The sequence below is a fragment of the Nitrosospira briensis C-128 genome, assembly GCF_000619905.2.
Lineage (GTDB): Bacteria > Pseudomonadota > Gammaproteobacteria > Burkholderiales > Nitrosomonadaceae > Nitrosospira > Nitrosospira briensis.
On record NZ_CP012371.1, the window covers coordinates 2,444,992 to 2,459,732 of the forward strand.

The window sequence follows — 14,741 nt, forward strand, 5'->3', positions numbered from 1 at the left end:
TCAATTTATCGAGAGATATCGGGTGGGGGTCTTGAACGCATCAGGCGGCAAGACATGGAAAAGTTTATGGAAATAGGGCGCCGCTTTTAGGTACACTTCATAAAAGTTGGATATATGCTCTCGGCTATTTAGCGGTGGCTTGCGGCACGTTCAAGTGGTGCGAGCGTGATGCTGTTTTATTGCCGGGTGGCATTTTTTTTGTTCTACGGCTGGAAAAAATTTAGCTCAGGAGTACTCATGAACAAAAAATTAACAAGTATTGCATTTGTCGCATTGGTCTTGTCATGGCCAGTTTCTGCCGCCTCGTTATCGCAGCCAAAGCCGGAGGCACAGCCACAGGCCCAGCAAACACAGCTACCCCATGGCGATGGCTGGCGCCTTGTCCGATCACTCGAGCTCGGAAACTCGGGAAATTTTATTCACATGGTCCTGATCGATAGCACCCGCGATATGGACAAGGCTGTTTATGGCGCAGCACTTAGCAAGTTATGCCGATCCGAGCCTGACTTTTGCAGAGTGAGGTTCTGGAACCAGGAGCGCCACGTGTCTCAATCGATTTCTTTTAAAGATTCCGAGTTCAAGGCACTGAGGGCGGAGTATATTTTTAACCGCGCCGGAGGCGTTCAACAGTTGCTATATGCCTGCACTGTTGTGTCAGACAAGAGTCAATGTTTTTCCAATTAATGCCTGCAGAGTTGGGCTAAGTGGGTATCGGACGCTACCGGGTCGCTTTCGATGTGCTTGCTTTCGAGCCGCAATGCAGTAACTGAGCATTTGCGGCGACGGTAACTGGGAGAGTTTTATGCCACGCCAATTAAAAAGTTCAGGTTCTACGTTCGAGCAGGAGATTGGTTATTCAAGAGCCGTGGTTGACGGCGACTGGATTTTTGTCTCCGGCACAACCGGATTCGACTATGGCAGGATGACCATTTCCGATGATCTGCTGGAGCAGGCTGAACAGTGTTTCAAGAATATCCAGGCAGCCCTGGGCGAAGCGGGAGCAAGTATGGGAGATATTGTCCGGGTAACCTATGTATTGCCTCATGCAGCAGACTTCCCCAAGTGCTGGCCGATCTTCCGCAAACATCTCGGGCAGATCAGACCCGCGGCGATGATGATCTCAGCGGGCTTGTCCGATCCGCGCATGCGTATTGAAATCCAGGTAACGGCCCGTCGCGGCTCGGGTGCCTGAGATATTGCCAACGGTTGCAGGTGGCAGGTGTAAGTGGTCAGTCGATGATGATGAAATGCAATTAGCCCGGATGTTTCATAAATTCGCGTGATGATTGCGCAGGATTTTGTTTTGTAGGGAGATTTCGTGAAAGAGTGGCGTAGTTATTCATACGCCCGACTGAACGAAATTTTCATACGAAACAAAAGACCAGCAAGGGCGCGCGTCAATTTATGAAACATCCGGGCTAGGGCTTGCATAGAGGTCCGGTAACAATAAATACTCCAGGGAGGTAATGAATGGCTTCAACGAATAAAGTTTTTATCAGCTTTGCGCTCAGGGATATCAAGGCGCACGACCGGCTCCTTGAGCAATTGAAAAAGGAGCAAACAACCTATTCCTTTGTGGAAATGCCCATCAAGCAATCATGGGAACCATCCTGGAAGGAAGAGTGCCGCAAAGTAGTGACCGATTGCGATGGCGTAATTGGCCTCATCACAAAAAACGTTATCAGGGCTGATGGTCAGCAATGGGAGTTGCGCTGTGCCTACGAGGGGAGGGTGCCCGTGCTGCTCATCCACGGCGATGACGATAAACTACCCGCAAAATTGCCTGAGCCAGTGGGTCAGCGGGAGATCGATGCGTGGACCTGGCCCATCATATCAACATTCCTCAACAGGCTGTAAGCGCGCTACCGCGTAGCCAGCCACAGCGAGTATGGGGCGGCATACAACAAATTCGAGCACTGCAAGCGGATCCATGGTTTTACTGCTCTGCCGGTGCATTGACTCTTGCCGAAGCGTTTCTCCGCCCCTGCTAATACTATCGTCTCCGGTATGGGGGACTCCGTCCCCAAACATCAATTCCTTGCGTCAACCTTTCTTCCTGAAATTCTTATTGCAGCACGCGCAAAGCCGCGACGCGTTGCTCGATCTTCTGCATCATTCCCTGGTAGGCCGGCGTATCGATTCCACCGAAGCGTTGCTTGAACTCCATCGCAGACATGAATTCAGGCAAATCCGACCACAAAGGCATCAGATCCGCGTCCTTGAGCCCTGAAACAACCCGGTGTTGAAGTTGCAGTGCGGAGGCTTCGCTTATTACCGCCTTTTCTCCAAATTTCGTACCTGCGCGGTCAGCGGCAATATCATTGAATGAGAAACCGCTGCCATGCAGGGAATCCTCGATCTCCTTATACAGCCCGATCGCATCGGATAGCATGGTGTCGGCATAGGCCGCAATAGCGGCAGAGGCCATGAAGTGTTTTGCAAAGTCATCACGTCCGTCGAGCGTAATGTTCTGAGGCGCAGCCCGGGGCCAGTTTGCAGCTTCTGGAAGAATCCGTTTCAAAGAGACGCCTAGTACGTGAAATGCCACGACCAGGATTGCCGCGCGATTTTCCGCCAATGCATCTCCCCCGTTCACCGAGCGAGCCGCCGCAACGCGGACGAGCGGAGGCAGGATTTCGGATAGTGGTATTACGGCTTCATTGCGTATGCTATTCGCAGCCAGGATCGATTGATAATGGAGCAGGCGCTCGCGCTCCTGTTTATCAATGATCGAAGCCCGCATACCCTTGGAAAAACCACCTGCCCAACGATAAACGATACTCAATTCGTTGCGCGACAATTTGATCCGTTTCAGCGAATCGAGTCCTGCTTTATATTCGTCGCTTTGCCGCAGCCAGTCCATGAACTGAAGTGCGAGTGCCTGCGTAAGCACATCGGGCAGCATGAGTTTCCCTACCTGCACTGACTGGAGCTGTGGTTTTCCATCTACCTCCATCACAGATGCCGCAAGATTTATATAGCCATTAATCGGAATTGTCGCCATAGGAAGGCTCAGGTGGATGACCGCGTTACCATCGGCAAGGATTACCTGTGCGCTGCCTTTTCCAAAACGATGCGCCAGGTAATTTGCGGCAAGATCAACATCGGAGGACGTTATGTTGGCGGCTGCGAGCATGCCTGGCCTCACCCAGTAACGATGCGCGTCGATGATCCGCTTGGCGCGGCCTATATGCTCTGGCGTGAGAGTGACCTGGCGCTCGATACGAGGGCGGTCTTCAATGGCGAGCGATAACGCGGCCGCCAGTGCCAAAAGGACAACGGCCAGCAAGCTTATCGAAATAAGGAGAAGTTTGTGCATCAAGCGGGAGTATTTCGAGAGCTATCGGTGAACGAAACGCAAAAGTCGAGCATCCGGGCCGAATGCCACCCATGCAGCGGCGTGGAAAATCGATAGTGGTGGCACCCGGATGGCTTCAAGGCCCGAATATCAGGCCCATATCTTACCAGTATGGTCTATAGTATCCGCCCCAATAAAATGGGCTGCCATAGTATCCATATCCGAAATAGGGATTAAAGCCATAACCGCCCATGCCTCTATAACCATAGCCATAGGGATCATTTTGATAAACCGGCCATAGATAAAGTGCTTGAGAAGCCAGCAATGGCAGCAGCACCGTCTTCTTTCCTATCATACGCTGGATATCGCCTTCAAGTTTTCCCGCCACCGTGATTTCCCGATCTTTTGCATAAACGGCCGGGTCAAGAAACTCGCTGCTTTTAATGACAAAACGCCCTTCCGCTGCCTTGCTTAGCTGGGGTCGGCCATAATAATTAAGGGGATAGGACAATACTTGTACGAGCGTGAAATTTTCCTCATTGTCTACATCGATTATGACCCCACCCCAGCGGACGGATGTATCCTTGTATTGGTTCAGGTCCCGGCTCGCCTGGGGATAGGTAATATCTGCAACGGGCACATTCCTGACCGCGGACGGTAGCCCGACGCATGCGCTCAACAACATACAGAAGGATAATAGATATAATTTCATGGCCTTGTTCCCTTCGATTATGAAAGCACTTTCCGGAATGCGCGGTGACATCCACTTGGCGCCCAAATTTCTCCGAATATTGTTTACAGCATAGTTGAAAACTGGAAGAGTAATATTGACTTCACGAAAAATTCCCTGGCAGCCTGCCGGACTTGAAGAATCGCAGCGAAGAAGTGACTGGGTGAGGGCAGATTTTGCGGATTTTGAAGGCCGATAGTTATTCTATTAGCCGAAAAAGCGGCGAAATATGAACCAGCCAGACGTTTTTGCAGCCGATTTCCTTCAAGTCCGACAGACTGCTAGATAGCGGGGGCTCTCTTAACGGAGCGGTGTGTTCATGTCTTCACCCTTTAAAAAGTCCACGAGTGCCTGATTAACTTCCGCAGGCGCCTCATTTTGTACCCAATGGCTCGCATCCGGGATTCGATAAACCCGGACGTGAGATGCAACATTGCTAAGCCCGTCAAGTAACTCGGGTCCTAACGCGGGGTCGAGTTCTCCCCAGATCACAAGAGTTTCCGCGTTGATACGCCCATCTTGCGCAAACTTGCGCAAGCCTCCAGGCACGTTTGCCCGGTAGTAATCAAGTGCGGCGGTAAGCGCCCCCGGCTGTGAAAGTGCTTCGATATAATGCTCGATATCCCGTTTGCCGAAAGCTCCTCTTCGTGCCGGGCGCAGTTGGAACATATCGCGTATTGCCTGATAGTTATTGGCTGAAAGCATAAGCTCGGGTAAGCGTGGCAGTAAAAAAAAGAGCACATACCAGCTCCTGAGCATTTGTGGCAGATGCCGCACTTTTTCGAGATAGATTTTGGGGTGGGGCGCATTAAGGATCACAAGCTTGTCCACCAGTTCGGGATACCGGTCTGCGAACGACCACGCGATAATACCGCCCCAGTCGTGCCCGACGATATGGGCTCGGGGGTAGCCGGTTGCATGCACCAGGGCAGCGATGTCTGCAACAAGGCGATCTAATTTATAAGCATCTTGCTCCGCCGGACGTCCTGAAAGATTGTATCCCCGCATATCCGGCACCAGTACTGAAAAGCCCGCGGCGGCCAGGACCGGGATCTGATGCAACCAGGAGCGCCAATTTTCGGGGAAGCCATGGAGCAAAATGACCGCCGGCCCCTTTCCGGCGGCGACAACATGAAGATCTATGCCATTGCCCGCCATGTGCTCGTGACGAAGCTCTATTTCTTCCATGGAGTACCCTCGATCAAGTTCGGCGTAGGTTGGCGATGAAACGCAACATATCCCAATGACGGTGACGATGATGTTGGCAAGCGGTAGCATTCACAATAACAATAGGAACAGACAGGAAAAGAGGGCGCAATTTCACGATCGATAAGCACCGATTTTTATTTCGAGCTAAACCAGATGTCTCCATACCAGGCGGTTGCAGTTGTGCCTGTATTGTCCGTGTCGGTCATGATTGCCACGGCATCGACGGGGCCAGGCTCTTCACCAAAAGCCTGCCGGTAATCGGAAAGAACGTCGCGGCGCTCCTCAACCCATCGGCCGGCCCGCTCAGAGCCCGATTCTACTGCGATCATGTATGCATTACCCGTAAACGCATTAGGCCAGCCACTACCGACCGGCCGCTTGCTTGACCATACATAATTGATGGCGCGCGTGCGCCAGAACATCATGCCGCCGGAAAAGACGACATAGACGCGTGCAGGGTAATCGTCGCCTGCACGAGTGCGCTCATCCGCCCCCGCCAATATGTTGCCAATCTGCCATGTCCAGTTAAGGATAGGCGTCTTGCCGAGTTCGATGCTCACCTCGCGATAGAGCCCGGAAGCGGTGGCATTGCTCTGCGCACGCAGCGCGGTTCGTCCGTTCTCGTTCGTGAAGGCATAATGGGTCGAACCGGAAAACATCTTCGGTTTCCAGCCGGCCAGGTCACCGCGCGAGAAACGGGCGATGTCCACTCGCTCATTCCCTGCCGATGACAGGGCCGGTAAAAATGCGAGTACCCAAGCCAGCATAGCCATCTGGGTATATCTAGACGCCTTCTCGAAAATAGGCGTCACCCTGCGATGAATGATGGCTGTATCCCCCTGCATCAACAATATCGATTTTTCGGTACAGCGCGGCAAGAGTTCACCTATCGTTGAGCCTGATCCTGAGCCTTTGATATCACGAAGCCGGGCAGGCTGCCAGGGTAACCCTGCCCGAATCTAACCCTGCCTGAATCGTCGAAGGCGTTCATTTTTTTTCTTATTTGCGCTACTCTCTTGCCTCATGCACATCCTTTACCTCCACTTTGCGGCTATACACGCAGAATCCAGCTCCAAAAGACGGAATGCGGGGAGAAGGGGAAGGCAGGTTAAGGAACTCATTCCTGTCATCAGAATCGAATTCAAAGATAATATCTGTTCGACCGGTTGATCTGAAATGGTGCATCGGCTCGACTTGCTGGTTGCGTCTGGTTGATTTAGCTGACTTAACCTTGATCCTCCAATCCGGGATACGCTGATTTTCCCTCAGACGATCCCATCTATCCGTGCTGTAGCGAACCGACCAAAAAGACGAGGTCGAGGAATGGAAAAAAGTGGCGTAAAAAAGTCTCTTTGGATCATGCCGCTAGGTGGAAAATGAGTAAAAAAATGAGCGGCTGAGTGGGGGATTCAGGTTTAAGGCAATGTTGCGGCAATGTATCTGGGTGTACACTCCCTGGTTTATTCTTTACTTTATCGAGGCAATTCATACCCGAGGTTGAATATGAATCTGAGCGCAAAAAAAGGCATAATGCCCGTCCAGTCCGCTTCTGAAATTCCAAAGTTACGCATGATGCCAAAATTGCTTTTCCCGAGAACGCCCGTTCTCTCTGGCGATAATGTCGCTGCAAAACGTGAGGAGATACGCGAATATTTTCACGCCACGCTGGATCGCTACGAGCAGCTTTTTGAGACATTGCAGGGTGATGAAGCCTATTTCAAAAAACCGATTCCGTTGCGTCATCCGCTAGTCTTTTACCTGGGCCATACGTCTACTTTTTTTACAAACAAGCTGCTGCTTGCGGGGCTTATCACGGAACGGATCAACCCCAGGATGGAATCCATGTTCGCGGTAGGCGTCGACGAAATGGGCTGGGATGACCTGGACACGACCCATTACGACTGGCCGTCCGTCGAAGAAGTGCGAGCTTATCGCAATACGGTGCGCAATGTCGTGGACCAGCTTATCAGGGACACGCCGCTTAGCTTGCCGATAGGCTGGGATAACCCCTGGTGGACCATCATGATGTGTATCGAGCACGAGCTCATCCATCTTGAGACGTCATCCGTGCTCATCCGGCAGCATGCAATTGAACATGTCAAGCCTCATCCAGCATGGGAACCCTGCCGGAAGTCCGGCCCGGCGCCCCAAAACCGGCTCATCAATGTGACTTCGGGCACCGTGCGTCTTGGTAAAGACAAAGCCGATCCCACCTATGGATGGGATAATGAGTATGGCAGCCATGTAGCGGAAGTTGCGGCTTTTAAAGCCGGCAAATACCTGGTAAGCAACCAGGAGTTCCTTGCCTTCGTCCAGGCAAACGGCTACGGCACCGAAAGTTTCTGGGAAGAAGAAGGCCGTGCCTGGCGATGTCATACTCGTGCGGAATACCCCCTTTTCTGGATCAGGCAAGGCGCCGAGTGGCGATTGCGCCTGATGACCGAAGAAATACCCATGCCATGGGATTGGCCGGCTGAAGTGAATTATCATGAAGCAAAGGCGTTTTGCAACTGGAAAGCGGCAGCAAGTGGTCAACCGTACCGGCTCCCGACGGAAGACGAATGGTATCGCCTTTACGATATGGCCGGCGTATCCGAGCTTCCCCCTGCTGAACCTGCGCCAGCCAATATTCATCTCGATCATTTTGCATCCGCTCACCCGGTCAATGAATTTTCTCAGGGAGATTTCTACGATATCGTCGGTAACGTCTGGCAATGGACCGAAACCCCCATCTATCCATTTGAAGGTTTTGATATTCATCCGCATTACGATGATTTCACCACGCCCACATTCGATGGGCGGCACAATCTCATGAAGGGCGGCTCCTGGATTTCATGTGGGGATGAATCGCGGAAGAGCGCTCGCTATGCGTTTCGGCGTCATTTTTTTCAGCATGCCGGATTTCGCTACGTGGTTAGCGATGCGCCTGCCGTGCGGCATGACTCTCACTATGAAACCGACAAGCTCCTTTCCGAGTACGCTGAATTTCATTATGGCGATACCTACTTTGGTGTGCCTAATTTTTCGAAGGCACTTGCCAAGCTGGCTATCGCCGCCATGGGTAATAAACCGTCCCGCAAAGCACTCGACCTCGGTTGCGCTTCCGGACGTTCGACTTTTGAGCTGGCGCGGCATTTCGATGAGGTAACCGGTATCGATTTCTCCGCCCGCTTCATCGGACAAGGCGTCCAGCTTGCTGCGCAGGGTATGTTGCGCTATACGCTAACGGATGAGGGCGATCTCGTTCTCTATAGAGAGCGTACGCTGACTGGTCTCGGCCTGGATGACGTGAAGCATAAAGTGACGTTCTACCAGGGAGACGCCTGTAACCTCAAGCCTATTTTTACCGGTTACGATCTCATCCTTGCAGCCAACCTCATCGATCGTCTTTACGATCCGGCCAAACTGCTCACAACCATTCATGCACGGCTCAACCCAGGGGGTCTTTTGCTGATCGCTTCGCCGTATACCTGGCTGGAGGAACATACCAAGCGGGATGCATGGATTGGTGGATTCAAGCGGGATGGTGAAAGTTTTACCACGCTTGACGGCCTGAAAAAGATCCTGGGCAGCCATTTCAAACTGATTCAAGCTCCACAGGACGTGCCATTCGTAATTCGGGAAACACGGCGGAAATTCCAGCATACCGTCTCGCAACTGACGATCTGGGAAAAAATCGATTGAGCGGCAGCCATATTCCCGCCCCTTTTGATTTCGATATTGAAATCAAAAGGGGCGGTACCGCTAGTTTGAAATATGAAGCACGCCAGAGTATGTTTGGTGCAGCAGACGTCGTTCCCCTATGGGTAGCGGACATGGATTTCGCAGCACCAGCGGCAGTGACTCAGGCCCTTGCGCGGCGTGCTGCCCATCCCATATACGGCTATACCGTCTACCCGGAAAGCTTGTATGAATCCTTGATAGGCTGGTTGAAGCAACGTCATGGTTGGGAAGTACGTCGCGACTGGATCATGATGTGTCCCGGCGTGGTCCCCTCGCTACATGCAGCTGTAATGGCTTTCGCCTCGGCGGGCGAGTCGGTTATCGTGCAACCGCCGGTTTATTTTCCTTTTTTCTCGGCGGTTACCGGCACCGGCCGGCAACTGATACATAATCCGTTGCGCCTCAGGAACGGCCGCTACGACATCGACTATGACCACCTGGAGCAATGCGCGGAGAAAGCCCGCCTGTTGTTGATATGCTCTCCACATAATCCGGTCGGCAGGGTATGGAGCAAGCAGGAGCTGGAGCGGATTCTGCAAATTGCCGAGAAACACGATCTGGTGATATTCTCGGATGAGATTCACGCCGATTTGGTCTATCCTGGAAACCAGCATCATACGCTGTCGATGCTGGCGGAAGCGGCATCCGGAAACGGGAACAATATTGTGACCGCTACGGCGCCCAGCAAGACATTCAACATCCCCGGGATGAATCTCTCCGCGCTTGTTGTGCCCAACCCGGAGCGACGCGAAGAACTCACGCAAATATTCGATACGATGCACGTCAGTGCATCCAACCCTTTCAGTATCACTGCTTTCGAGGCTGCCTATCGGGGAGGCGGGGCATGGCTGGACGCGTTGCTTGTTTATCTGCAGGAAACCCGCGATTTCGTCGCGGCGTATCTGGCAAAGCATCTTCCGGAAATTCGCCTCATCAGACCGGAGGGAACGTATCTGCTCTGGCTCGATTGCCGTGCGCTAATGGCTGCATTAGATATAAACGACGCCCAGCTCAGGCATTTCTTCGTGCACGAAGCTGGCGTGGGCATGAGTCCCGGTACGCTTTTCGGCGAGGCCGGAAGCGGCTTCATGCGCATGAATATCGGCACGCCGCGTCGCATCATTGAAGCAGCCCTTGAAAATATCAGGAAAGCACGACATAGAGTTCAACCTGGATCGGTTCCAGCCTGACAGTATCCGGTATATATCTGAAGTTTTCCAGCTTCGCCCTGACGGCACCGCCTTCTCTTCCCGATAGTATTAGACAAAAACGCCCCGCTGTTCCGCTAGAGTGATGGTCTTTATTGCCGTGTTCCGGCTATAGTTTTCGTATTTGGAATATCTTGCCGACAGTGGTTAACATCGTGAATCCAGCAACATATTCTCGTAGCGGTTGGATCGCGGCTTTCTTAAGCATGTGCATCTGGACCGGTTTTATCCTTGTTACGCGTCTGGGCGGCACCGGCATGCTGACAAGTTGGGACATCGCGGCGCTGCGTTTTGGTGTCGGCGCCTGCATCGCGGTCTTTTTTTTGCCACGGATTCTGCTGCCGCCATTCAAGGTAATCGTGCTGTTCTCGCTGTTCGGCGGCATAGGTTATGCTATCGTCGTGTATGCTGCATTCCGCATAACGCCGGCTGCTCATGCTTCTGTGCTATTGCCTGGCGCACTGCCTTTTTTGACGGCGATCATTGCGTGGTTATGGCTTGGGCAGAGGCCATTGAGAAAACGCCACATTGCGCTGGTCATTGTCTTTGCCGGAATCGTATTGATTGCCGTAGATTCGTTTTCTCGCGGACCGAAACTCACCCATACGCAAATTCTTGGCGACCTGCTCTTACTATGCGGTTCATCATCCTGGGCCGTCTTCACGCTGCTGCTCAGCCGCTACCCGATACGGCCGCTTGCCGCGACGGTAGCGACTACGCTGGGTAGCGCGGTAGTCTATCTGCCGATCTGGTGGTTGTTCCTGCCCAGTACGCTTGGCCAAGCACCTGTCAACGAAATTGCCGTTCAGGCAATATATCAGGGCGTAGTAGTGGTATTCCTGGCTATGCTGCTTTTTACCTTCGCGGTGAGCCGCCTTGGTTCCCAAACAGTGGCTTTGCTGATGGCTTTTGTGCCTGTCGCATCCGCGCTGGCTGCTGTGCCCATTCTGGGGGAACCGCTGTCCCTGCTGACGCTGTCGGGATTGGCGGCGGTGACTGCGGGTGCCATCCTTGGAGCACGGGAGAATCAAGAAACAGAACCAGGACTTGAATGTAAGTAACATAACGACTTCGATAGGGCATAATCCGCTTGATCCCAACGAAGCCGATCCCAACCAAGCGCCTCCAGTTCATCAAGAATCGCCTGCAGGGAGCCGGAAACCGTCATCGATTGAATGAAGGCCGATGCTGAGAAACTGTATTGAACGGTATCGGCGACAGCAACATGCGAGGGGCTGCGTATCGGCCCATGGAAACGATGAGCAATGTCGCGTAGCGGCAACCCGCTTTTGAGTAAAGAAAATTTTTGGTCCATTCACCAGATTGACGACGCCACACTCCAAGTCTTTGCCGATTTTGCCTGCCGGCCACCTGCCCGATAGGCCGCCGCTCACCCTGCCGTCCGCCTGGATTACAAGCGTTGAATCACGGCTTTACCAGGAAGAAAATGTCCTGGCCTGGCTTGAAACGGATCTTGATACCCAACTGTATTTTGCATCCGGGCTGGTGGTTGTTACCAATAAACGCCTGTTAGCGACATCAGGCAGGGATACAACCTGGCAGGAATGGCTTTATCGCCCGGGATTGACGCTGGCGCGTCACGATCACGCCGGTATTGGCAGCCTTGAGCTTCTTGACGAGAATTCACTGCTTGCTCACTGGCGCTACACGCTCGGCGCGGATACTGCAGCAGGGCGCCTGATCGAGAGTTTCAACCTGCAACTCAACCATCAACTTGCCGGCGAGGTTACGTCGGCGCCTGCTCAGGCTTTCTGCCCAAAATGCCAGAGGGCGCTGGATACCCCCCTATTGCCGGGGCAGGAAGAGTGCGAGGTCTGCAGCCGTGAAACCGAAACGTCGCCGTCGACCTGGACATTGTTCCGCTTGTGGCGCTTTGCCAAACCCTATAAAGGACGATTACTTGCCGGGTTCTTGCTGACGTTGGGCAGCACGGCTGCAACGATGGTACCGCCCTATCTGACCATGCCGCTAATGGATAATATTCTGATTCCCTATCAGAACGGCAAGCCGATCGATATTGACCTGGTCATATTTTATCTGACCGGCCTGCTGGGTGCCGCAGTTCTGGCATGGGTGTTGGGCTGGTCGCGAACATATATGCTGGCACTCGTTTCAGAGCGTATCGGCGCCGACTTGCGCACCGCCACGTACGAGCATCTCCTCAAACTTTCACATGCCTATTTCGGTGGAAAGCGCACGGGCGACCTGATGGCGCGCATCGGCTCCGAGACCGATCGCCTCAACGTTTTCATGTCGCTACACCTGCTTGATTTTTTTACTGACGTGTTGATGATCGGCATGACAGTAGCCGTCCTGGTTTCAATCAACCCCTGGCTGGCACTGGTAACGCTGATGCCTCTGCCGATTATCGCCTGGCTGATCCATTTGGTGCGCGACAGGTTGCGCACGGGATTTGAAAAAGTCGACCGCGCCTGGGCGGAGGTCACCAGCGTGCTTGCCGATACCATCCCCGGCGTACGCGTCGTGAAGGCGTTTGCGCAGGAGAAACGCGAAGCAGCACGCTTTCGCTCGGCAAACGATCATAATCTGGAAGTCAACGACAGGGTCAACAAGGTCTGGTCATTGTTCACGCCGACCGTGACACTATTAACCGAAGTCGGTTTGCTCGTGGTGTGGGTGTTCGGCATCTGGCAGATATCCAGGGACGAAATCACGGTGGGCGTGCTTACCGCTTTCCTTGCCTACATCAGCCGTTTCTACATGCGGCTGGACTCGATGAGCCGCATTGTCTCGTTTACGCAGAAAGCAGCGGCCGGCACCAAGCGTATCTTCGAAATCCTCGATCACGTTTCCAGCGTGCCGGATCCTGCGCATCCCGTGCATTTACCCATCGTTGAAGGTCGGATCGAGTTATGCAACGTTGGATTCCGTTATGGTACCCGCACCGTGACACACGATATCAGCCTCACCATTGCGCCGGGCGAAATGATCGGTCTCGTGGGGCACAGTGGCTCAGGCAAGAGCACGCTTGTCAACCTGATCTGCCGATTTTATGATGTCACCGAAGGCGCAATTTTGCTGGACGGTGTAGATATTCGCTCCTTGCCGGTCGCCGAATACCGCCGGCACATCGGGCTCGTGCTTCAAGAGCCGTTCCTGTTTTTCGGAACCATCGCCGAGAATATTGCTTACGGCAAACCGGACGCAGACCTGGAGGAGGTCGTTGCCGCAGCCCGTGCAGCGCATGCCCATGAATTCATCCTGCGCCTGCCGCACGGCTACGATTCCCTGGTCGGCGAGCGAGGTCAGACTCTCTCGGGGGGCGAGCGGCAGCGCATCTCGATTGCTCGCGCCCTGCTCATCGATCCTCGTATTCTCATTCTCGACGAGGCCACTTCTTCTGTCGATACAACCACCGAGAAAGAAATCCAGAAAGCGCTCGAAAATCTGGTGCGGGGCCGCACGACGATTGCGATTGCCCACCGCCTTTCTACGCTACGCGATGCTAACCGGCTCATCGTACTCGACCGCGGCAGCATCATAGAGGTCGGCAGCCACGAAGAACTTATGTCACGAAAAGGCCATTACTACAGCCTCTACGAGGCCCAGGCACGTAACATCGATACCGAGGATGACTTGCGTAGACCGGATGTCGACCGCAAAGCCGAGGATGGTCGAGAATGAACGGCAAACCTGATTATCTGCTAAGCCGTAACACGTTCGGGCGCCTGGTATTTGTCGCGAACGATGGGAAGGTGCAGGAAGGCGTAGTTCCAGTACGAGCGTTTCCGATTACCGCGCCCGAGCGAGATATCGCCCTGATCGATTCGCACGGTCGCGAACTCGCCTGGATCGAGAAATTAAGCGATCTGCCGGACGAAATGCGTAAACTCGTGGAAGCGGATCTTGCAGGTCGGGAGTTCATGCCGGAAATCAGGCGTATCCATGAGGTTTCAAGTTTTGCTACACCCAGCACCTGGTACGTGGAAACGGATCGGGGCGAAACCGCTTTCATCCTCAAAGGTGAGGAATACATTCGCAGGCTCAAGCCGCCCTCTCTGCTGGTCACGGACAGTCAGGGCATTCACTTCCTCATCCGCGACCGTTTCGCTCTGGATCATCACAGCCGAAGGATTCTGGATCGCTTCCTGTAGCCCCGGACTACGAAAGAGATGTGTCACAAAAATGCTGCCACAGTTTGCGATAATCCACCTCAGCATGTCTCAACTTCTCATCAAGACAGGCTGATCTTGTGTGTCGACTTTACGTCGTTGTTCTTTTCATGTTGTCCCGTTTTGGTCTCATTAGGCTCTGTATGGAATCGTCGCTGACAGGAGACATACGATAGTCATATCTCATCAACCGGTTAGTATCAATTTGAATATTATTGTCGCTGAATAGCGACAATAATATTTTCCTTGGTGGCAGCAACATATTGTTTAATAAGATTAATTAAAGCTGGTATGATGAATGCTTTATTCTTTTGTCGGGTTGCCAATCCATAACGAACAATAATTGGGCAATAACCGGGCGCCATGAACGATAAGATAAATTCACGAGACTTTTCCATTTTGGAAGTGCCGATCGCAAG

At 53.1% G+C, this 14,741-nt stretch carries 14 protein-coding genes; 8 read left to right on the forward strand and 6 right to left on the reverse strand.

Translation table 11 applies throughout. From position 1 onward, the window contains the following. Positions 1-168 precede the first annotated feature (168 nt). The 3 genes from F822_RS10965 to F822_RS10975 all read left to right on the forward strand — a co-directional run bounded on the left by F822_RS10965 (position 169) and on the right by F822_RS10975 (position 1,857). Positions 169-684 carry a hypothetical protein gene (locus F822_RS10965; protein WP_231623605.1) on the forward strand — a complete coding sequence of 172 codons (516 nt, stop codon included), beginning with the start codon at positions 169-171 and terminating at the stop codon, positions 682-684. Positions 685-802: 118 nt separating this feature from the next. After that, a complete protein-coding gene (locus F822_RS10970; RefSeq protein WP_025041895.1) occupies positions 803-1,192 on the forward strand; it encodes a RidA family protein in 390 nt (129 codons plus the stop codon). Between the two features lie 278 nt (positions 1,193-1,470). Further along, on the forward strand, positions 1,471-1,857 hold the full coding sequence (locus F822_RS10975) for a TIR domain-containing protein (protein ID WP_025041894.1): 387 nt from the start codon (positions 1,471-1,473) through the stop codon (positions 1,855-1,857). 208 nt (positions 1,858-2,065) lie between these two features. Here F822_RS10975 and F822_RS10980 read toward each other — a convergent pair whose 3' ends face one another. The 4 genes from F822_RS10980 to F822_RS10995 form a co-directional block, all read right to left on the reverse strand. Beyond that, positions 2,066-3,319 carry a YfiM family lipoprotein gene (locus F822_RS10980; protein ID WP_025041893.1) on the reverse strand — a complete coding sequence of 418 codons (1,254 nt, stop codon included), beginning with the start codon at positions 3,317-3,319 and terminating at the stop codon, positions 2,066-2,068. Between the two features lie 142 nt (positions 3,320-3,461). Then, a complete protein-coding gene (locus tag F822_RS10985) occupies positions 3,462-4,010 on the reverse strand; it encodes a Slp family lipoprotein (RefSeq protein ID WP_025041892.1) in 549 nt (182 codons plus the stop codon). A gap of 318 nt (positions 4,011-4,328) precedes the next feature. Further along, entirely contained in the window at positions 4,329-5,216 is an 888-nt protein-coding gene (locus tag F822_RS10990; protein WP_025041891.1) for an alpha/beta fold hydrolase, read from the reverse strand. A gap of 155 nt (positions 5,217-5,371) precedes the next feature. After that, positions 5,372-6,115, reverse strand: a complete 744-nt coding sequence (locus F822_RS10995; RefSeq protein ID WP_025041890.1) for a DUF3047 domain-containing protein — start codon at positions 6,113-6,115, stop codon at positions 5,372-5,374. Between the two features lie 694 nt (positions 6,116-6,809). On the opposite strand from F822_RS10995, the gene ovoA reads away from it, so the two are divergent. From ovoA to F822_RS11010, 3 genes are all read left to right on the forward strand, one after another. Next, entirely contained in the window at positions 6,810-8,921 is a 2,112-nt protein-coding gene (gene ovoA / locus F822_RS11000; RefSeq protein WP_036576646.1) for a 5-histidylcysteine sulfoxide synthase, read from the forward strand. Then, a complete protein-coding gene (locus tag F822_RS11005) occupies positions 8,918-10,150 on the forward strand; it encodes a MalY/PatB family protein (protein WP_231623487.1) in 1,233 nt (410 codons plus the stop codon). The genes ovoA and F822_RS11005 overlap by 4 nt, the downstream gene beginning before the upstream one ends. A gap of 173 nt (positions 10,151-10,323) precedes the next feature. Then, positions 10,324-11,229 carry a DMT family transporter gene (locus tag F822_RS11010; protein WP_025041887.1) on the forward strand — a complete coding sequence of 302 codons (906 nt, stop codon included), beginning with the start codon at positions 10,324-10,326 and terminating at the stop codon, positions 11,227-11,229. Here F822_RS11010 and F822_RS15380 read toward each other — a convergent pair. Beyond that, on the reverse strand, positions 11,196-11,483 hold the full coding sequence (locus F822_RS15380) for a hypothetical protein (protein ID WP_156304403.1): 288 nt from the start codon (positions 11,481-11,483) through the stop codon (positions 11,196-11,198). The genes F822_RS11010 and F822_RS15380 overlap by 34 nt on opposite strands. Before the next feature lie 56 nt (positions 11,484-11,539). Between F822_RS15380 and F822_RS11015 the strand changes: the two genes are divergently transcribed. Together F822_RS11015 and F822_RS11020 are read left to right on the forward strand one after the other, a co-directional pair. After that, positions 11,540-13,834, forward strand: a complete 2,295-nt coding sequence (locus F822_RS11015; protein ID WP_036576643.1) for a cyanophycin metabolism-associated ABC transporter — start codon at positions 11,540-11,542, stop codon at positions 13,832-13,834. Further along, positions 13,831-14,304 carry a cyanophycin metabolism-associated DUF1854 family protein gene (locus F822_RS11020; RefSeq protein WP_025041885.1) on the forward strand — a complete coding sequence of 158 codons (474 nt, stop codon included), beginning with the start codon at positions 13,831-13,833 and terminating at the stop codon, positions 14,302-14,304. Before F822_RS11015 ends, F822_RS11020 begins: the two co-directional genes overlap by 4 nt. A gap of 230 nt (positions 14,305-14,534) precedes the next feature. Here the strand turns inward: F822_RS11020 and F822_RS15385 are convergent, their stop codons facing one another. Further along, positions 14,535-14,720, reverse strand: a complete 186-nt coding sequence (locus F822_RS15385) for a hypothetical protein (RefSeq protein ID WP_156304404.1) — start codon at positions 14,718-14,720, stop codon at positions 14,535-14,537. Positions 14,721-14,741 lie beyond the last annotated feature (21 nt).